General features: G+C 66.1%; 18 protein-coding genes. 12 read left to right on the top strand and 6 right to left on the bottom strand.

Annotated features, from left to right (window positions below; all coding sequences use genetic code 11):
• Positions 1-58: 58 nt before the first annotated feature.
• Positions 59-556 (top strand): pyridoxamine 5'-phosphate oxidase family protein, encoded by a 498-nt coding sequence (locus tag IMX13_RS00615; protein ID WP_053519807.1) that lies wholly within the window; start codon positions 59-61, stop codon positions 554-556.
• Between the two features lie 10 nt (positions 557-566).
• Here IMX13_RS00615 and IMX13_RS00610 read toward each other — a convergent pair whose 3' ends face one another.
• Entirely contained in the window at positions 567-1,220 is a 654-nt protein-coding gene (locus IMX13_RS00610; protein ID WP_053519808.1) for an exopolysaccharide biosynthesis protein, read from the bottom strand.
• A complete protein-coding gene (locus IMX13_RS00605; protein WP_053519809.1) occupies positions 1,204-2,508 on the bottom strand; it encodes a hemolysin family protein in 1,305 nt (434 codons plus the stop codon). Before IMX13_RS00605 ends, IMX13_RS00610 begins: the two co-directional genes overlap by 17 nt.
• Before the next feature lie 292 nt (positions 2,509-2,800).
• On the opposite strand from IMX13_RS00605, the gene IMX13_RS00600 reads away from it, so the two are divergent.
• Entirely contained in the window at positions 2,801-3,427 is a 627-nt protein-coding gene (locus IMX13_RS00600) for a DUF47 family protein (RefSeq protein WP_004152833.1), read from the top strand.
• Between the two features lie 13 nt (positions 3,428-3,440).
• Positions 3,441-4,562 (top strand): inorganic phosphate transporter, encoded by a 1,122-nt coding sequence (locus tag IMX13_RS00595; RefSeq protein WP_053519810.1) that lies wholly within the window; start codon positions 3,441-3,443, stop codon positions 4,560-4,562.
• Positions 4,563-4,809: 247 nt separating this feature from the next.
• On the opposite strand, the gene IMX13_RS00590 is transcribed toward IMX13_RS00595, so the two are convergent.
• The 3 genes from IMX13_RS00590 to parE all read right to left on the bottom strand — a co-directional run bounded on the left by IMX13_RS00590 (position 4,810) and on the right by parE (position 9,036).
• Positions 4,810-6,306 (bottom strand): S10 family peptidase, encoded by a 1,497-nt coding sequence (locus IMX13_RS00590; RefSeq protein WP_193395539.1) that lies wholly within the window; start codon positions 6,304-6,306, stop codon positions 4,810-4,812.
• Positions 6,307-6,416: 110 nt separating this feature from the next.
• Positions 6,417-6,995 (bottom strand): GNAT family protein, encoded by a 579-nt coding sequence (locus tag IMX13_RS00585; protein WP_053519739.1) that lies wholly within the window; start codon positions 6,993-6,995, stop codon positions 6,417-6,419.
• Positions 6,996-7,146: 151 nt separating this feature from the next.
• Positions 7,147-9,036, bottom strand: coding sequence for a DNA topoisomerase IV subunit B (gene parE / locus IMX13_RS00580; protein WP_053519719.1), 1,890 nt, complete (start codon positions 9,034-9,036; stop codon positions 7,147-7,149).
• Between the two features lie 160 nt (positions 9,037-9,196).
• On the opposite strand from parE, the gene IMX13_RS00575 reads away from it, so the two are divergent.
• The 9 genes from IMX13_RS00575 to truD all read left to right on the top strand — a co-directional run bounded on the left by IMX13_RS00575 (position 9,197) and on the right by truD (position 16,959).
• A complete protein-coding gene (locus IMX13_RS00575) occupies positions 9,197-9,430 on the top strand; it encodes a hypothetical protein (RefSeq protein ID WP_053519720.1) in 234 nt (77 codons plus the stop codon).
• Positions 9,431-9,843: 413 nt separating this feature from the next.
• Positions 9,844-11,508, top strand: coding sequence for a CTP synthase (locus IMX13_RS00570; RefSeq protein WP_065174923.1), 1,665 nt, complete (start codon positions 9,844-9,846; stop codon positions 11,506-11,508).
• A 119-nt stretch (positions 11,509-11,627) separates the two neighbouring features.
• Positions 11,628-12,458 (top strand): 3-deoxy-8-phosphooctulonate synthase, encoded by an 831-nt coding sequence (gene kdsA / locus IMX13_RS00565; protein ID WP_053519722.1) that lies wholly within the window; start codon positions 11,628-11,630, stop codon positions 12,456-12,458.
• Positions 12,455-12,802: a hypothetical protein gene (locus IMX13_RS00560; RefSeq protein WP_053519723.1), complete on the top strand. Its 348-nt coding sequence runs from the start codon at positions 12,455-12,457 to the stop codon at positions 12,800-12,802. The genes kdsA and IMX13_RS00560 overlap by 4 nt, the downstream gene beginning before the upstream one ends.
• A 251-nt stretch (positions 12,803-13,053) precedes the next feature.
• Positions 13,054-14,346 carry a phosphopyruvate hydratase gene (gene eno, locus IMX13_RS00555; RefSeq protein ID WP_053519724.1) on the top strand — a complete coding sequence of 431 codons (1,293 nt, stop codon included), beginning with the start codon at positions 13,054-13,056 and terminating at the stop codon, positions 14,344-14,346.
• A gap of 4 nt (positions 14,347-14,350) precedes the next feature.
• Entirely contained in the window at positions 14,351-14,704 is a 354-nt protein-coding gene (ftsB, locus tag IMX13_RS00550) for a cell division protein FtsB (protein WP_053519725.1), read from the top strand.
• Positions 14,701-15,399 carry a 2-C-methyl-D-erythritol 4-phosphate cytidylyltransferase gene (ispD, locus tag IMX13_RS00545; protein WP_193395538.1) on the top strand — a complete coding sequence of 233 codons (699 nt, stop codon included), beginning with the start codon at positions 14,701-14,703 and terminating at the stop codon, positions 15,397-15,399. Before ftsB ends, ispD begins: the two co-directional genes overlap by 4 nt.
• Before the next feature lie 34 nt (positions 15,400-15,433).
• On the top strand, positions 15,434-15,931 hold the full coding sequence (gene ispF, locus IMX13_RS00540) for a 2-C-methyl-D-erythritol 2,4-cyclodiphosphate synthase (protein ID WP_164152231.1): 498 nt from the start codon (positions 15,434-15,436) through the stop codon (positions 15,929-15,931).
• A complete protein-coding gene (gene truD / locus IMX13_RS00535; protein ID WP_164152232.1) occupies positions 15,928-16,959 on the top strand; it encodes a tRNA pseudouridine(13) synthase TruD in 1,032 nt (343 codons plus the stop codon). Before ispF ends, truD begins: the two co-directional genes overlap by 4 nt.
• A gap of 10 nt (positions 16,960-16,969) precedes the next feature.
• On the opposite strand, the gene IMX13_RS00530 is transcribed toward truD, so the two are convergent.
• On the bottom strand, positions 16,970-17,509 hold the full coding sequence (locus IMX13_RS00530; protein WP_065181254.1) for a Smr/MutS family protein: 540 nt from the start codon (positions 17,507-17,509) through the stop codon (positions 16,970-16,972).
• Positions 17,510-17,670: the final 161 nt, after the last annotated feature.

Below are 17,670 nucleotides of genomic sequence, written 5' to 3'. Positions count from 1 at the left end.
CACGGCGCATTGCAGACCTTCCGCGTCTGATGGGGGCTCCCTACCCCTGGAGCTCCCCATGTCGGATTCCCGCGCAGAACACATCGCCCAGCTGGCCGAACTGATCAAGGACGTGGAGGTGGCGATGTTCACTACGGTCGGTGTGGATGGTCGCCTGTACAGCCGTCCGCTCGGCACCCAGCAGGTCGCCTTCGATGGTGACCTCTGGTTCGCTACTGCAGCCGACAGCCCGAAAGTGGCGGAAATCGCGCTCAATCCGCGGGTCAACGTGGCCTACGCTTCGACGTCGAAGAACACCTATGTGTCCGTGGCGGGCAATGCGCGCATCGTCGACGATCGGGCCAAGGTGGAAGCGCTGTGGTCGCCAGCGATGAAGCTGTTCTTCCCCGGCGGCAAGGACGATCCGAACCTTCGGCTCATCCACGTGCAGGCTGAATCGGCCGAGTACTGGGATGGACCGGGCACGCTGCTGGGCAGGGCGCTGACGTTCGTGCTGTCTGCGGTACAGGATGAGCCAGGCCAGCTTGCCGACAACGGTTTCGTCGACCTGCGTTGATGGGCCCGGTTCAGAACCAGCGCTGGAACAGTTCGACGGTGTAGCTCACCAGTTGGCCGGAACTGAAACCAAAGAACGCGATTGCCGCCAATGCTCCGATCCAGTTGACCAGCATCAGCGCGCCGTCGCGCTCGAGCAGGGCCAGGGAGAACAGCAGCAGCTGGAAGCCGAACAGATAGTTGGTGAACGGGATCGGTAGCGACAGCAGGATGCCCAGCAGGACCAGCAGTGCGCCGGTGAACGCGTGAGCCGGCAGCGGCTTGAGCAGCTGCGGCAGGCGTGGCTTGAGCATGCGGTCCAAGCGCCGCAGCGGGCGGTCGATGCGGTCCAGGAACCGGTGCATGGTGCCGCGCTTCGGCCCGCGGCGGGCAATGAAGCCCGGCAGCCAGGGGCGCCGCATGCAGCACAGCATCTGCAGGCCGATGAGGATCACCAGGGGGCCACTGACCGCACCGCCCAGCCCCGGAATCGGGATGAACGACGGCAGGATCGCCACGAACAGGAAAACGCCGAAGGCGCTCTGCTGCAGATCCTGCAGGATCTGGCCCAGCTTCATGTGCTGGGCCGGATCACCCCAGGCGAACATTTCCAGCAGCGTGCGGATGCCTTCGTTGCGATAGGCAGGTGCTGCGTCGCGCGGGCCGGACTCAGGCGGTGAGCTCATCGGCCTGCTCGTCCGACAGCGTGCGCAGCAGCAGCTTGTCCACACGTGCACCGTCCAGGTCGACGATCTCGAAGCGCCAGCCGGCCCAGTCGAAGTACTCGCCCGCGTGCGGGATGCGGCCGAAGTAGTGGATGCACATGCCGGCCAGGGTGTAGTAGTCGCCCTCTTCGGCGTCGGGAAGCTCGTTGCTGCCGATCAGCTCGCGGAGGTCGTCCACCGGCAGCGAGCCGTCCACCAGCAGCGAGCCGTCCTCACGGGTCACCACCAGTGCGTCCTCGTCGGCATTCTCCACCGCCTGCAGGCGGCCGACCACTGCGCCCATCAGGTCGCTGATGGTGACCAGTCCCTGGATCTCGCCGTATTCGTCGACGACCAGCGCCATCGACTGCTGTTCTTCCCGGAAGATCTCCAGCAGCTTCATCGCATGGGTGGACTCGGAAACGTACAACGGCTCGCGCAGGGTCTGGAACAGCGCGTTGTCGCCGCGTGCCATGCGGGTCGCCAGCGATTTCAGTTCAAGCACACCGACCACATCCATGTCGTTGTCGCGATAGACCGGATAGCGCGAGAACTCATGCTCGGCCATGATTTCCAGGTTGCGGTCCAGGCCGGCCTGCGTGTCCAGCCAGGCGATCCGGTTGCGCGGCGTCATCAGGCTGTCGGCGGTGCGATCGCCCAGCCGCATCACGCGGTTCATCATGTCGCGCTCATGGGTATCGATCACACCTGCCTCGTGGCTTTCGGCCACCAGCATGCGGATCTCCTCTTCGGTCACCGAGGCGGCTTCGTCCTTGCCCAGGCCAAGTGCCTTCAGCACCAGCTGGGTCGTCCTGGACAGCAGCCAGACGAAGGGCAGGGCCAGTTTGGCCAGCCAGCTCATCGGCATGGCCACCAGGCTGGCAATGGCCTCGGAGCGGGTCAGGGCCAGCCGCTTGGGCACCAGCTCACCAAAGATCAGGGTCACGAAGGTGATGAGGGTCACGGCCAGCGTGGTGCCGACCTGGGAGGCGTAGGCGAAGCCGGGCATCAGGCCCTGCAGCCAGCCGGCGATGGCGTCGCCGATGGCATCGCCGCCCAGGTAGCCGGTCAGCACGCCGATGACAGTGATGCCGATCTGGACCGTGGACAGGAAGCTCTCGGGCTTTTCGGACAGCTCCAGGGCCTTGGCGGCGCGCTTGGAGCTGCCGGCCATCTGCTTGAGACGGCTCTTGCGCGAGGTCATGACCGACATCTCGGACATGGCGAAGAAGCCGTTCAACAGAACCAGCGCGAAGACAATCAGGATCATTTCAAACACGGGCGTCGTCCCCGGTTGGTGGCAGGGAGGGCGGGTGCTTGCGATGGCGGCAGGCGCTCAGGAGCAGAGTCCGGCGCGGCGCTGGGGGATAAGGGTCGTCGTCCATAAGGTGCGCCCGAGGGCGCGCTGGCATCTTAGCAAAGGGCCGTGGCAAGGTGGCAACTGCCTGTTCAGGTTGGCGGGTTCCACCCCCGGAAAGGGGGCGGGGATACCCGAGATGGTCATCTAGCCGTCATAATTCCGTCCGGTGCCGTCCTTCCCGCGACGGCTGACAGGTTTCTCAATGTTCTCTCTGCAGACCATTTTCGGTTCCGGCAAACAGTTCTACACCCTGCTCGATGAGGCTGCCGTCGCGGCCTCCGACGCCGCCAAGGCGCTGCATTCCATGCTGCGCGAGGCCGACCGCCAGCCCGCGCTGGACGCCTTCAAGCTGGCCCGCCTGCGCGAGCGCGCGGCGTCGGACAAGATCAGCCAGGCGCTGGTGGACAGCTTCATGACGCCGATCGAGCGTGAAGACATCGAAGCGCTGGGGTCGGCGCTGTACAAGATCCCCAAGCAGATCGAGAAGTTCGCCGATCGCTATTCGCTGGCCACGACCCACCTGGAGCACATCGACTTCGCGCCGCGCGCGGCGATGCTGGAGCAGGCCGCCGGCGTGGTGGTGGAGATGGTGGCCGACCTGCGCCACATGAACCTGGACCGGATGACCGCGCTCAACGAGAAGCTGCGCTCGCTGGAGAACGAGGCCGACCGGCTGATGCTGGAGCTGTACCGTGACATCTATTCCGGGCGCCTGGACAACCTGCAGATGTTCCTGCTCAAGGAATTCTTCGAGATCCTGGAAAAAGCCATCGACCGTTGCCGCGAGGCCGGCGTGGTGGCGTACCAGATCGTGCTGAAGAACAGCTGACGGACGCCGCCGCATGTTGACCCTCGTCCTGGTGGTGATCCTGGCTGCGCTCGTCTTCGAGTTCATCAACGGCTTCCACGACACCGCCAACTCCATCGCCACCGTGGTGGCGACCAAGGTGCTCTCGCCCGGCTGGGCGGTGATGCTCGCCGCCTTCATGAACCTGATCGGTGCCCTGACCGGTACCGCGGTCGCGCTGACCATTGCGTCGGGCCTGCTCAACACCAACGTGGTCGATGTCACCCCGCAGGTGATCCTGTGCGCCCTGCTGGGCGGCATCATCTGGAACCTGATCACCTGGTGGAAGGGACTGCCGTCCTCGTCCTCGCACGCCCTGATCGGTGGCCTGTGCGGCGCCGGCCTGGCGGCCGCCCACAACAACTGGGATGCGCTGATCTGGTCCGAGCGGCTCGGCAGCTGGGCGCAGAACAAGGGCCTGCTGTGGAAGGTGTTCGTGCCGATGATCACCTCGCCGATTGCCGGCTTCCTGCTGGGCATCGTGGTGATGGTGCTGCTGTGGGGCCTGATTGCGGGTCTGGCCAGGATCGGTGGTGCGATTGGCCGCCTGGCCCGTCCGCGCTGGGTCAATGCCTTCTTCGGCAAGGCGCAGATCGTCTCGGCCGCCTACATGGGCTTCGCACACGGGCACAACGACGCACAGAAGACCATGGGCATCATCGCCATGACCCTGATCGGTGCCGAAGCCACCGGTGCACTGGACAACCTGCCGTCCTGGCTGGCCTTCATGCACCCGGATGCGCAGGCCGGTGACGGCATCGCGATGTGGATCGTGCTGACCTGTGCGGTGGTGATGGCCGCCGGTACGGCTTCGGGTGGCTGGAAGATCATCAAGACGCTGGGCCACAAGATGGTCAAACTGCATCCGATCCACGGCTTCGCGGCGGAGACCAGCTCGGCCACCATCCTGACCCTGGCCGCCCATTTCGGCATGCCGGTCTCGACCACGCACAGCATCTCCACCGCGATCATGGGCGTGGGCTTTGCCAAGAATCCGCGTTCGCTGAAGTTCGGCGTGATCGAGCGCATCGTCTGGGCCTGGATCCTGACCATCCCGGCGGCAGGCGGCTGTGCGTACCTGATCCTGAAGCTGTTCGAGCTGTTCGGCTGGACCTGATGCCAGCAACCCTGGGGTCAGAGCCCTTTCCCTGCAGATAGGGATCTGACCCCGGAAATGAAAAAGCCCGCCGGATTCCGGCGGGCTTTTTTCATGGGCAGATCGTTTTTCCGTATCCAGCGTGTCGACCAAGGTCGACACCCACCAACAGCAGCAGGAACCTCGCCAGCCCACGGAAACCCGGCTTTTGCCGTTGCCGTTGCCGTTGCCGTCAGCGGGCGCCGGGCCACAGGCCCGGCCGAACCCCTTAGTTGCGCTGGAACAGTGCCTGCACATCCTTGCGGAATGCCGCCTGGCTGTCGGCACGGCTGTAGAACATGTGCCCGCCCGGGTAGCTGCGCACCTGCACGCGGTCCGGGTTGCTGCCCATCGCCGGCATCTGGTCCACGGTCAGGATCGAGCCCATGAACGGGCATGACAGGTCATTCCAGCCGTGCGCGATCAGCACCTGCAGATTCGGATCGATCGCCACCGCCTGGCGCAGCTGGGTCACCGCACCCTGGCGCAGGTCGCCGTTGCGGTCCCACAGCCGGTTCACCTCGTAGTTCAATGCCTGGTAGCGCGCATCGACCTTCCAGCCCACCACGCGGGTGACGAAGTCGACCATCGCGGTGGTGGTCGGCGCGATGATGCTGTCGAGCAGGGGATCGTTGGCGCGCTGTTCCGGATCGTTCGGGAACGGATCAAACGCCGTCACGTTCGAGTCGTAGCGGCTGCCCAGCGTGCCCTTGTCGCGGAACACTTCGCGCAGATAGGCCTGGGTTTCCAGGCGGCCGCCGGCACGACGCACGAACTGCGGGTCCAGCCCGGTCAGCTCGGTGACCCGGCGCAGCATCGCCTCGGTGGCCTGCGGATCGCTGCGGCCCTTCATCAGGGCGGTGGCGTAATCGCCGCGGGTGTACTCGATCACCTCACGCATCGCCGCGTCGGTCAGGCGGCCCTGGCGCTCCAGGTGCGCCGCTGCGATCGACGGCAGCGTCTGCATCCACGCCATCGGCGAGACGTCGGCGTTGTCTTCCAGGGTCGGGCTCAGGTACGGCGAGACCAGCACCAGGCCGTTCATCGCAACGCCCAGCCGCGTCTGCAGGTAGTGGGTGATGCGTGGGCCGCGGTAGCCACCGTAGCTCTCACCGGTGAGATACTTGCGCGACGCCATGCGCTGGTTGCGCAGCAACCAGTCGTAGATCGATCGCGACAGGTACTCGATGTCGGCACTGGGGTTGTACAGCGCCTTCTTGGCTTCGTCATCGCCGATGCGGGCACGGCTGAAGCCGGTGCCGACCGGGTCGATGAAGACCAGGTCGGTGAAGTCCAGCCACGTTCCCGGATTGTCGTGCAGCGTGGCCGGCGCCGACGCGCTGTCGCCCTCCGAGCCGAAAGTCACGACCTTCGGGCCGATGGCGCCCAGATTGAGATACACCGAGGACGCGCCGGGCCCGCCGTTGAGCGCGAAGGTCACCGGCCGGTCCTTGCCGGGCATCGTGTAGGCGGTGAACACCACATCGGCGATCACCTTGCCCTTCTCGTCACGTACCGGCAGGGTCCCCACGGTGGCGGTGTAGTCGAGCGTGCGGCCCGCCAGGCGGATGCTCTGGCGGGTGGAGGCGTCGGCCGGCAGCGCAGGTGCTTCGGTCTTGTCGTCCCTGGCGTCGGGCTTGGATTCGGCGGCGGGCGCGGCCAGCACGCTGGCAGGAGCAATGAGCAGGCCGACGCAGAGCGCGGCAGTGTGCAGCAGGAACTTCATGGCACCGGATCGGCAGCGGAAGGGGGTTTCGATGCTAGGCCTCCAGGGTGCCGCGCCGTATGTGTCCAAAGCCATGGCCGGGCGTTGTCGTCGGTTGCGGCCAGATTGGGTCAAGTGGGCAGGGCGCTCGCGGCTTCGTCATCGGCCAGCAGCCCGTACACAGCCGAGTCCGCCAACTCGCCCTGGATGCGCCAGCGTTGGCGCAGGAGGCCCTCACGATGGAAGCCGAGGCGTTCAAGCACGTGCGCGGAGGCCGCATTGCGCGGATCGATCTCGGCTTCGACGCGATGCAGGCGCAGCGTCCGGAACAGGTAGGCCAGCACCTGCTGCAACGCCTCATGCATGTAGCCCCGGCCCTGGACCTCAGGTGCCAGCAGATAGCCGATCTCGGCACGCGCAGCATCGCGATCGACGGCAAACACCACGCAGATGCCCAGCAACGGCCCTTCCAGCGATTCGCGCACGGCCAGCTTGAGCTGGGTGCCGATGGCGTGTGCGGCGAGGTCGTCGTCGATCTGTTCGCGGGCTTCGCCCGGCCGTGTCCAGGCAGGATGGTTCCACCAGCGCATCACCGCCGGGTTGGATTGCAGCGTGAACAACGCAGCAGCGTCATCACGACGGATCGGGCTCAGGACCAGCCGCGTGCTGTGCAGCGGCAGGCCGGGGAACAGCAGCGAGTGGCTGGGCAATGCGGTGGTCCACGCGGATGAGCGCGCATTATGGACCCGCAGGGTTTGCCGATGGGGGTGTAATGCCCCGGTGGGCGGCCTGAACCGGTACTGCCAGGCCATGCAGCCAGAGCCGTTTCCCGACAGGAAACGGCCCCGGCCCGCGCTGGGGTCAGACTTCCAGCGACGCCAGATCGCCCTTGGTCTCCAGCCAGCCCTTGCGGTCAGACGCCCGCTTCTTGGCCAGCAGCATGTCCATCAGCGAACGGGTCTGCTCGCGATCGTCCACGGTCAGCTGCACCAGGCGACGGGTGTCCGGGTGGATGGTGGACTCACGCAGCTGCGACGGGTTCATTTCGCCCAGGCCCTTGAACCGGGTCACGTTGACCGCGCCCTTGATCTTCTCGCGCTCGATCTTGTCCAGCATGGAGCGCTTTTCTTCCTCGTCCAGTGCGTAGAAGACCTGCTTGCCCACGTCGATGCGGAACAGCGGTGGCATTGCCACGAACACGTGGCCAGCGTCGACCAGCGCCGGGAAGTGCTTCAGGAACAGCGCCGTCAACAGGGTGGCGATGTGCAGGCCGTCCGAGTCGGCGTCGGCCAGGATCACCACCTTGCCGTAGCGCAGGCCGCTGATGTCATCCTTGCCCGGATCGCAGCCGATGGCGATGGCCAGGTTGTGCACTTCTTCCGAGGCCAGCACGCTGTTGGAGGAGACTTCCCAGGTGTTCAGGATCTTGCCGCGCAGCGGCATGATCGCCTGGAAATCCTTGTCGCGTGCCTGCTTGGCGCTGCCGCCTGCCGAATCACCTTCCACCAGGAACAGTTCGGTACGCGACAGGTCCTGGCTGATGCAGTCGGCCAGCTTGCCCGGCAGGGCAGGGCCCTGGGTGACCTTCTTGCGGACCACCAGCTTTTCGGTCTTCAGGCGTGCGCTGGCGCGCTCGATGGCGATCTGCGCGATCTTCTCGCCCAGTTCCACGTTCTGGTTCAGCAGCAGGCTGAATGCATCGTGCGCGGCACCTTCCACGAAACCGGCGGCCTGCCGCGAGGACAGGCGTTCCTTGGTCTGCCCGCTGAACTGCGGATCGGTCATTTTCAGCGACAGCACGAACGACACGCGGTCCCACACGTCCTCCGGCGCCAGCTTCACGCCACGCGGCAGCAGGTTGCGGAAGTCGCAGAACTCGCGGAGCGCCTCGGTCAAGCCGGTGCGCAGGCCGTTGACGTGGGTACCGTGCTGGGCAGTCGGGATCAGGTTGACGTAGCTTTCCTGGACCAGCTCGCCTTCCGGCAGCCAGGCCACGGCCCAGTCCACCACTTCGGTGTCCTTCTTCAGGTTGCCGACGAACAGGTCGGCCGGCAGCATTTCGCGCTCGCCCAGCTCCAGCTTCAGGTAGTCGCGCAGGCCGTCCTCGTAGTACCAGGTGTCGACTTCGCCGGTGGCTTCGTCGGTCAGCTTCACGGTCAGGCCCGGGCACAACACCGCCTTGGCGCGCAGCAGATGCTTGAGCGCGCGCACCGCGAACTTCGGTGTATCGAAGTACTTCGGGTCCGGCCAGAAGCGCACGCGGGTGCCCGTGTTCTTCTTGCCGACCGTGCCCACCACTTCCAGCGGCGTGGCGCGGTCACCGTTACGGAAGGTGATGCGGTGTTCGGCACCTTCACGCTTGATGTGCACCTCCACCAGGGTCGACAGCGCGTTGACCACGCTGACGCCGACGCCGTGCAGGCCGCCGGAGAAGGTGTAGTTGTTGTTGCTGAACTTGCCGCCCGCGTGCAGGCGGGTCAGGATCAGCTCGACACCCGGGATCTTCTCTTCCGGATGGATGTCCACCGGCATGCCACGGCCGTCATCGCTGACCTCCACGCTGCCGTCCTTGTACAGGGTGATCTCGATCGAGCGGGCGTGGCCGGCGAGGGCCTCGTCCACCGAGTTGTCGATCACTTCCTGCGCCAGGTGGTTGGGGCGCGCGGTGTCGGTATACATGCCGGGACGGCGCTTGACCGGGTCAAGGCCGGACAGGACTTCAATATCGGCGGCGTTATAGCGGGCGTTCATCTATGTTCTAAAGCGCGGAGCGACGCGCAAGTGTGCGGTCTGGGCGGCGAATTTGCACGCCTGCGGTTCAGCCTCGCCACCGGGGAGGGGGTAAAATGGCAGCCGCTGGAATCCGGACGCCAGCGTCCCCATGTCCCAGCCATACCGCGAGGAGGACTCCATGAAGAAGTTGCTGACCATTGCGATCCTGGCCGCTGCCGCCGTTGCGGTGCCGCTGGTGATGGCGCAGAACGCCGGCCAGCCGGCCCCGCAGCAGGGTGACCAGGCCGACAAGGCACAGGCCGAAGCCGACGCCAAGGCCAAGCGCCGCGCGCAGGCCAATGCGGAGCTGAAGGCCAAGGGCCAGCCGGTTCCGCAGCAGGAAGAAGAGGAAGAGGCGCGCAAGAAGCGCTGAGCGCACGCGCACCCTCCCTTTCCCACGGAAGCCCTGTAGAAGCGGGCTTCTGGCGACGCCACGCCCCCGCAAGGGGGCGTTTTTCGTTCGGTCGGCCTGCACAAGCCTCTTGGGTTGGCGGCCATCTATCTGTAAACTATGGCTTTCCGGGAGTAGTGCGTGTCCACCATTTGCGAATGGGCTGGCACGGCCATGCGTGGCCTCCAGCAATGCGGGTCGCAGGTGACGGTCGATGTGACCGGCGCGGTTGCCCCGACCTCGCGCGATGGTTACCGTCTGGCGCCAGCCGCCGCACGGATCGGCACCTCCCTCGCTGCCCCAGCGAACCGGAAAACCCCCTTCAAGCGCCATGTCCGCCCCCAGGGCGTGCGTGGCGCTGTCGTTTTCCATTTCCAGACAGGATGCTTGCAGCCATGACTCCCTTGATTTTCGTAACCGGCGGCGTGGTGTCCTCGCTCGGCAAAGGCATTGCCGCTGCGTCGCTGGCCGCCATTCTCGAAGCCCGTGGCCTGAAGGTCACGATGATGAAGCTCGACCCCTACATCAACGTTGATCCGGGCACTATGAGCCCGTTCCAGCACGGCGAGGTCTATGTCACCGATGACGGTGCCGAGACCGATCTCGATCTGGGCCACTACGAGCGGTTCGTGCGGACGCGCCTGAGCCGCAAGAATTCGGTCACCACCGGTCGCATCTACGAGAACGTGATCCGCAAGGAGCGTCGCGGCGATTACCTTGGCGCGACCGTGCAGGTCATTCCGCACATTACCGACGAGATCCGTCGTTGCATCGACGAAGCCACCGAAGGCTATGACGTCGCCCTGGTCGAGATCGGCGGCACCGTCGGCGACATCGAATCGCTGCCGTTCCTGGAGGCGATCCGCCAGGTGCGTACCGAGCGTGGTCCGGAGAAGGCGCTGTTCATGCACCTCACCCTGGTGCCGTACATCGGCGCGGCCGGCGAACTGAAGACCAAGCCGACCCAGCACTCGGTGAAGGAGCTGCGTTCGATCGGCATCCAGCCGGATGTGCTGTTGTGCCGTTCGGAGCAGGCCGTGCCCGATTCGGAGCGTCGCAAGATCGCCCAGTTCACCAACGTTTCCGAACGCGCTGTGATCAGCGTGCCGGACGTGGATGTGCTGTATCGCATCCCTTCGGGACTGCATGCGCAGGGCCTGGATGAGATTGTCGTCAACCAGCTGAAGCTCGCTGACAAGGCCGGTCCTGTCGATCTGTCGGTGTGGGAGGACGCGGTCGACGCCACGCTGCATCCGCTCGACGAGGTGACCATCGCCGTGGTCGGCAAGTACGTCGACCACCAGGATGCATACAAGTCGGTCGGCGAAGCACTCAAGCATGGTGGCCTGCGCCAGCGCACCCGGGTCAATCTGAAGTGGCTGGAAGCGCAGGACCTGGAAGGCACAGACATGGCTGCGCTGGCCGATGTCGATGGCATCCTGGTGCCGGGCGGATTCGGCGACCGTGGTTTCGAAGGCAAGGTGCTGACCTCGAAGTTCGCCCGCGAGAACCAGGTGCCGTACTTCGGCATCTGCTACGGCATGCAGGCGGCCGTGGTCGATTACGCGCGCAACGTGGTCGGCCTCGAAGGTGCCAACAGCACCGAGAATGATCGCCAGTCGCCAAATCCGGTGATCGGCCTGATCACCGAGTGGCGCACCGCTGCCGGTGACGTCGAGAAGCGCGACGACAAGAGCGACCTGGGCGGCACCATGCGTCTGGGCCTGCAGGAGCAGCGCCTGAAGCCGGGCACGCTGGCGCGTGAGCTGTACGGCAAGGACGTGGTGGCCGAGCGCCACCGCCACCGGTATGAGTTCAACAACCGTTACCGCACCCAGCTGGAAGACGCCGGCCTGGTGATCGCCGGCAAGTCGATGGACGACACCCTGGTGGAAGTGGTCGAGCTGCCGCGCGATGCGCATCCCTGGTTCCTGGCCTGCCAGGCGCATCCGGAGTTCCTGTCCACGCCGCGTGACGGCCACCCGCTGTTCATCGGCTTCATCCGCGCCGCACGCGAGCGCAAGGCCGGTGGCCAGTTGTTGCAGGAAGCGCGCGCCTGACTTGCGATGGGGCCCACCAGGCCCCATCTTGCTCGCTTGAACCAAGTGCATCGGCCCGTTCGATGTAGCGGACAACTCTTCGGCCCGTTCGATGTAGCGGACAACTCTAAGGAAACGCCATGAAACTGTGTGGATTCGAAGTGGGGCTGGACCAGCCCCTGTTCCTGATCGCCGGCCCCTGCGTGATCGAGTCGATGCAGTTGCAGCTCGATACCGCTGGCAAGCTGAAGGAGATCACCGGCAAGCTCGGTGTGAACTTCATCTTCAAGTCCAGCTTCGACAAGGCCAACCGCACGTCTGGTACCGCTTTCCGCGGCCCGGGCATGGAGGAGGGGCTGAAAGTCCTGGCCGAGGTCAAGAAGCAGATCGGCGTGCCGGTGCTGACCGACGTCCATGAGTACACCCCGATGGACGAAGTGGCTTCGGTCGTGGATGTGCTGCAGACCCCGGCATTCCTTGTTCGCCAGACCGACTTCATCCGCAAGGTGTGCTCGGCCGGGAAGCCGGTCAACATCAAGAAGGGCCAGTTCCTGGCGCCCTGGGACATGAAGCCGGTCGTGGAGAAGGCCAAGGCGACCGGTAACGATCAGATCATGGTCTGCGAACGCGGTGCCAGCTTCGGCTACAACAATCTGGTGAGCGACATGCGTTCGCTGGCGGTGATGCGCGAGACCGGGTGCCCGGTGGTGTTCGACGCCACCCATTCGGTGCAGCTGCCGGGTGGGCAGGGCACCAGCTCCGGCGGCCAGCGCGAACATGTGCCGGTGTTGGCCCGGGCCGCGGTGGCGGTGGGTATCTCCGGTCTGTTCGCCGAGACCCATCCTGACCCGTCCAAGGCCCTCTCCGACGGTCCCAACGCATGGCCGCTGGACCAGATGGAAGCACTGCTCGAAACGCTGATGGAGCTCGATGCGGTGACCAAGAAGCACGGTTTCTCACGCTTCGCGTGAAGTCTGACCCATGGACGGCGCTGGAAACCCAGCGTCGCCGCCGGCACTGGAAACAGTGGCCGTGGGGCCTGATCGCACTGGGCCTGGCGGGGTTGTTCACGGTGGGCGTGTTCGGTCTGGTGCTGATCGGCGCAGCGTCCGTACGGTCACCGGGTGATGGCAGCAGCGTGCTCAATCTGCGGGCGTACTTCATGGCGCTGCTGGCCGGCGAGCTGTTGACTGCCGGCGGCTGCATCGCTGCCGCCGTGCTGGCTTGGCGCCTGAATCGCGGCAGGGTGGCCGCCGGGCTGGCGGTTGTCCTGCTTTCGCTGTGGCTCGGTGCGCTGTCCTACGGGGTGCTCTGATGAATGCGAGCACGTCTGCACGCGATTGGCCCTGGGGCCTGATCGCGCTCAGGCTGGCGGCGCAGGCATGGCGCCGTCTGTCCGGCCATTGCCGCTGCTTTGCGGGTGCTCCTGGTATCGCCGCTGCTGCCGGGGCGGGGGCCAGCCGGGGCTGACGCCGTTCACGCCATTTGGCAACGGGCGGGCAGCCGGGGATAATCACGCGGCATTCGTTTTGTCGCCCCCTCTCCATACAGGTAACCGGCCCGACCATGAGTACGATCCGCAGCATCCACGCCCGTGAAATCCTCGACAGCCGTGGCAACCCCACGCTGGAAGCCGAAGTCACCCTGGAGGACGGTTCGTTCGGTCGTGCCGCGGTTCCCTCCGGCGCCTCGACCGGCACAAAGGAAGCGGTCGAGCTGCGTGACGGCGACAAGACCCGCTACCTGGGCAAGGGCGTGCGCAAGGCTGTCGACAACGTCAACACGACCATCGCTGCCGCGCTGAAGGGCTTCGAGGCCACCGACCAGTCCGGCCTGGACCGCCGCCTGATCGACCTTGATGGCACCGAGAACAAGGGCCGTCTGGGCGCCAACGCGCTGCTCGGTGTCTCGATGGCGGCCGCGCACGCCGCCGCAGCATCCAGCAAGCAGGCGCTGTGGCAGTACCTGGCCGGCAGGACCGGCGTGACCCCGTCTCTGCCGGTGCCGATGATGAACATCATCAACGGCGGCGCGCATGCCGACAACAACGTCGATTTCCAGGAGTTCATGGTGCTGCCGGTCGGCTTCACTTCGTTCTCCGAAGCGCTGCGCGCCGGCACCGAGATCTTCCACTCGCTGAAGTCGGTGCTGAAGGGGCATGGCCTGAGCACCGCGGTCGGTGACGAAGGCGGCTTCGCACCGGACTTCCGCAGCAACGTCGAGGCGCTGGACACCATTCTCGAAGCGATCGGCAAGGCCGGCTACACCGCGGGCGAGGACGTGCTGCTGGGTCTGGACGTGGCCTCCAGCGAGTTCTTCGAGAACGGCAAGTACAACCTGGTCGGCGAGAACAAGCGCCTGACCTCCGAGCAGTTCGTCGACTTCCTTGCCGACTGGGCCGCGCAGTACCCGATCATCACCATCGAGGACGGCCTGGCCGAGAACGACTGGGCGGGCTGGAAGCTGCTGACCGATCGCATCGGCAAGAAGGTGCAGCTGGTAGGCGATGACCTGTTCGTGACCAATCCGAAGATCTTCCAGGAGGGCATCGACTCCGGTACTGCCAATGCCATCCTGATCAAGGTCAACCAGATCGGCACCCTGAGTGAAACCCTGGAAGCGATTGCCATGGCTGACCGCGCAGGTTACGCCGCTGTCGTGTCGCACCGTTCGGGTGAAACCGAAGACACCACCATCGCCGACATCGCCGTGGCGACCACTGCCACCCAGATCAAGACCGGCTCGCTGTGCCGCAGCGATCGCGTGGCCAAGTACAACCAGCTGCTGCGCATCGAGGAAGCCCTCGGTGCCGGCGCGCGTTACGCCGGTCGTGACGCGTTCGTTTCGCTGAAGCGCTGAGGCCATGCGCGATTGGCGCTGGCTGCTGCTGGTGCTGGCCCTGCTGCTGGCATGGCTGCAGTACCGTTTCTGGTTCGGCCCGGGCAATTCGGGGGAAGTGATGATGCTCGAAGCCCAGGTTGCCGGCCAGGAACGGGACAACGAAGGTCTGCAGCAGCGCAATGATGCGCTGGCTGCCGAAGTGAAGGACCTCAAGGAAGGCCAGTCCGCCATCGAAGAGCGCGCACGCAGTGAGCTGGGCATGATCAAGCCCGGCGAGAAGTTCTACCGGGTGGTCGACGACGCGCCGGTTCGTCCGGCGCAGCCGCCGGTGCCGATGCCCGAACAGGCGGGCGACCACCCGGCGGACGTGCCATGAGCGCGGCGATCTGGGTGGTCGTTCCCGCTGCCGGTCGTGGCGCCCGCTTCGGTGCGCCACTGCCCAAGCAGTATCTGCAGGCGGGCGGGCAGATGCTGCTGGCCCACACCCTGCAGGCACTGCTGGCCCACCCGGCCGTTGCCGGCGCGATGGTGGTGATCGGCGAGGATGACGCGGATTGGCCGGGCTGGAGCGAATGGGCCGGCAAGCCGGTGCTGACCTGCACGGGCGGGGCGACCCGCGCCGCCTCCGTGCTGGCCGGCCTGCTTGCGCTGCCGGAGAGCGTCCGCGCCGATGAGTTCGTGCTGGTGCACGATGCCGCGCGGCCCAATCTGTCGCTGGCCGACCTGGGCCGCCTGCTGGAGGTTGGCCGTACCGATCCGGTCGGGGCCATTCTTGCCGCGCCGGTACGCGACACCCTGAAGCGGGCCGGTGACGATGGTGGCATCGACGGCACCGAGCCACGCGAGCGCCTGTGGCGCGCGCTGACCCCGCAGCTGTTCCGCCGCCATCAGTTGATCCGCGCGCTGACTGACGCCTCTGCGTCCGGCGTGGACGTCACCGACGAAGCCATGGCCATGGAACGCCAGGGCCAGCGCCCGCTGCTGGTTGAAGGCAGCGAGGACAACTTCAAGGTCACCACGCCCGCCGACCTGGACCGCTTCGAATTCGTACTTTCCCGCCGCGCCGGCTGAACGCCCGCGCGGCCCTGCTGCAAGGGTTGCATCCATGAGCACTGCTCCGTTCCCGCCCGTCCGCATCGGCCAGGGCTACGACGTCCACGCCTTTGGTGAGGGTGACCACATCATGCTGGGAGGCGTGCGCGTGCCGCACAGCCACGGTGTGCTCGCGCACAGCGATGGCGACGTGATCCTGCACGCGCTGTGTGACGCCATGCTCGGCGCGCTGGCGCTGGGCGACATCGGCCAGCACTTTCCGCCCAGCGATGATCGCTGGAAGGGGGCCGACAGCAGCGACTTCGTCCGCCACTGCGACGCTCTCCTGCGTGAGCGTGGCTGGTGCGTCGGCAACTCTGATGTCACCGTGATCTGTGAACGACCGAAGGTCGGGCCGCATGCGCTGGCAATGCGTGAATGCATCGCGGCACTGTTGCAGCTGCCACTGGATGCGGTCAGCGTAAAGGCCACCACGTCGGAGAAGCTTGGCTTCACCGGTCGCGGTGAAGGCATCGCGGCACAGGCTGTGGTCCTGCTGGTGGCGGTATGATTCCGCTGCCGCTCGCGTTCGGTGCGCCGCTGCTGCAGGCGCGCATCCGCACCACGCCGGAGGATTTCCAGGTCGACGAGCTGCCGGCCTTTGAGGCCACGGGCGAGGGCGAGCATCTGCTGCTGCATGTCCGCAAGCGCGGTGCCAACACCGTGCATGTGGCCAAGGTGCTGGCCAAGTGGGCTGGCTTGCCGGAGATGGCGGTCAGCTATGCCGGGATGAAGGATCGCCACGCGGTCACCACCCAGCGCTTCAGTGTGCATCTGCCCAAGCGCGTCGCGCCGGATCTGGCGCTGCTGGCCAGCGATGATATCGAAGTGCTCGATGCAACCTGGCACAACCGCAAGCTGCAGCGTGGCGCGCTGGCCGGCAATCGTTTCAGGCTGGTGCTGCGCCAGGTACGCGGCGATGCGGTCGCAATCAGCGAACGCCTGCAGCAGATTGCCGATCGTGGTTTGCCGAACTGGTTCGGCGAGCAGCGTTTCGGCCGCGATGGCGGCAACGTTCCGGCAGCGCTGGCGATGTTCGGTGGCCGCCGCATGCGCAAGGACCAGCGCTCGCTGCTGCTGTCGGCTGCGCGTTCAGCACTGTTCAATCGCGTGCTTGCCGCACGCGTGGAGCAGGGTGTCTGGGACCAGCCGCTGGACGGTGAGGTGTGGATGCTGGATGGCAGCCGCAGCGTGTTTGGTCCGGAGCCTTACACCGATGCACTGGCAGCGCGGCTGGCCGGGTTCGATATCCATCCCAGCGCGCCGTTGTGGGGAGAGGGCGAGCTGCGCAGTACCGGCGCCGCCCGCGAGCTCGAACTGCGCGCGCTCGACGACGAGGAATCGAAGGCGCTGCGTGCCGGACTGGAAGAGGCACGGCTGAAGCAGGAGCGCCGCGCGTTGCGCCTGCGTCCTGCGCTGCTGCAGCACCAGTGGCTGGCGGAAGATGTGCTTGAGCTGTCGTTCGCGCTGCCGCCGGGCTGCTACGCCACCGCGGTCCTGCACGAGCTCGGGCCGGTCGAGGACGCGGCGCAGTCCTGAGCGGATTGCATCAGCGCCGGGACAGCAGCACCAGTACGGCACCCGTTCCGCCCTGGCTGGTCGGCGCCGAATGGAAGGCAAGCACATCATTGCGCAGGCGCAGCAGCCGGTCGACCAGATTCTTCAGGACCGGCGCACCACCGTCGGATTGCAGTCCCTTGCCGTGGATGATGCGCACGCAGCCATACTCATGTGCGTGCGCCTCCAGCAGGAACTGGCGCAGCATGGCCTCGGCCTGCGCTGCGGTCGCGCCGTGCAGATCCAGCTCGTCCTGCACCGAGTACTGGCCGCGCTTGAGACGCTGGAACAGCCGCGGCGGAAGGGCGTCGCGCCGGTAGCTGGCCACATCCCCGGCTTCCAGCGGTGCGCTGTCGCGCAACAGCCGGGCGAACTCGCCGGCGGCCTCGGCCTCGTCGCGTTCGGCCATGCGCGCGCGCGGCTTCGGCCGGGCAGCGGCCGGCGCGGGTTCGGCCTCTTTGCGCAGCGGCGTCACTTCGCCGATGGCCGCGCGGAAGAGCGCGGCAGGGTCTTCGTCTTCTGGATGCGACATGCGCACAGGGTAAACCGGTGACGCGGGCCTGCCTATCGCAATGCGAGGCCAGTCGTGACCGCCGGCAGGGTAGGACCTGCGGCTCGCATGCGGCACAATAGATGATGCCCCTGCAGGGTCGTCGGCTTCCGCAGGGAAGCACGACGGTCCCGCCAACACCG

The organism is Stenotrophomonas sp. B2 (assembly GCF_014947095.1).
In the GTDB taxonomy this organism is placed as follows: Bacteria; Pseudomonadota; Gammaproteobacteria; order Xanthomonadales; family Xanthomonadaceae; genus Stenotrophomonas; species Stenotrophomonas maltophilia_P.
Note: the sequence above shows the minus strand (reverse complement) of the source record. Positions and strands in the feature narration are given on the sequence as shown.

Excerpts from the sequence above, each read along its gene's own strand:
- IMX13_RS00575 (WP_053519720.1), top strand. The coding sequence starts at position 9,197 with ATGAAGAAGTTGCTGACCATTGCGATCCTGGCCGCTGCCGCCGTTGCG.
- IMX13_RS00615 (WP_053519807.1), top strand. The coding sequence starts at position 59 with ATGTCGGATTCCCGCGCAGAACACATCGCCCAGCTGGCCGAACTGATC.
- IMX13_RS00610 (WP_053519808.1), bottom strand. The coding sequence starts at position 1,220 with ATGAGCTCACCGCCTGAGTCCGGCCCGCGCGACGCAGCACCTGCCTAT.
- ispD (WP_193395538.1), top strand. The coding sequence starts at position 14,701 with ATGAGCGCGGCGATCTGGGTGGTCGTTCCCGCTGCCGGTCGTGGCGCC.
- eno (WP_053519724.1), top strand. The coding sequence starts at position 13,054 with ATGAGTACGATCCGCAGCATCCACGCCCGTGAAATCCTCGACAGCCGT.
- kdsA (WP_053519722.1), top strand. The coding sequence starts at position 11,628 with ATGAAACTGTGTGGATTCGAAGTGGGGCTGGACCAGCCCCTGTTCCTG.
- IMX13_RS00600 (WP_004152833.1), top strand. The coding sequence starts at position 2,801 with ATGTTCTCTCTGCAGACCATTTTCGGTTCCGGCAAACAGTTCTACACC.
- IMX13_RS00530 (WP_065181254.1), bottom strand. The coding sequence starts at position 17,509 with ATGTCGCATCCAGAAGACGAAGACCCTGCCGCGCTCTTCCGCGCGGCC.
- ispF (WP_164152231.1), top strand. The coding sequence starts at position 15,434 with ATGAGCACTGCTCCGTTCCCGCCCGTCCGCATCGGCCAGGGCTACGAC.
- IMX13_RS00595 (WP_053519810.1), top strand. The coding sequence starts at position 3,441 with ATGTTGACCCTCGTCCTGGTGGTGATCCTGGCTGCGCTCGTCTTCGAG.
- IMX13_RS00605 (WP_053519809.1), bottom strand. The coding sequence starts at position 2,508 with ATGATCCTGATTGTCTTCGCGCTGGTTCTGTTGAACGGCTTCTTCGCC.
- parE (WP_053519719.1), bottom strand. The coding sequence starts at position 9,036 with ATGAACGCCCGCTATAACGCCGCCGATATTGAAGTCCTGTCCGGCCTT.
- truD (WP_164152232.1), top strand. The coding sequence starts at position 15,928 with ATGATTCCGCTGCCGCTCGCGTTCGGTGCGCCGCTGCTGCAGGCGCGC.
- IMX13_RS00570 (WP_065174923.1), top strand. The coding sequence starts at position 9,844 with ATGACTCCCTTGATTTTCGTAACCGGCGGCGTGGTGTCCTCGCTCGGC.
- ftsB (WP_053519725.1), top strand. The coding sequence starts at position 14,351 with ATGCGCGATTGGCGCTGGCTGCTGCTGGTGCTGGCCCTGCTGCTGGCA.
- IMX13_RS00590 (WP_193395539.1), bottom strand. The coding sequence starts at position 6,306 with ATGAAGTTCCTGCTGCACACTGCCGCGCTCTGCGTCGGCCTGCTCATT.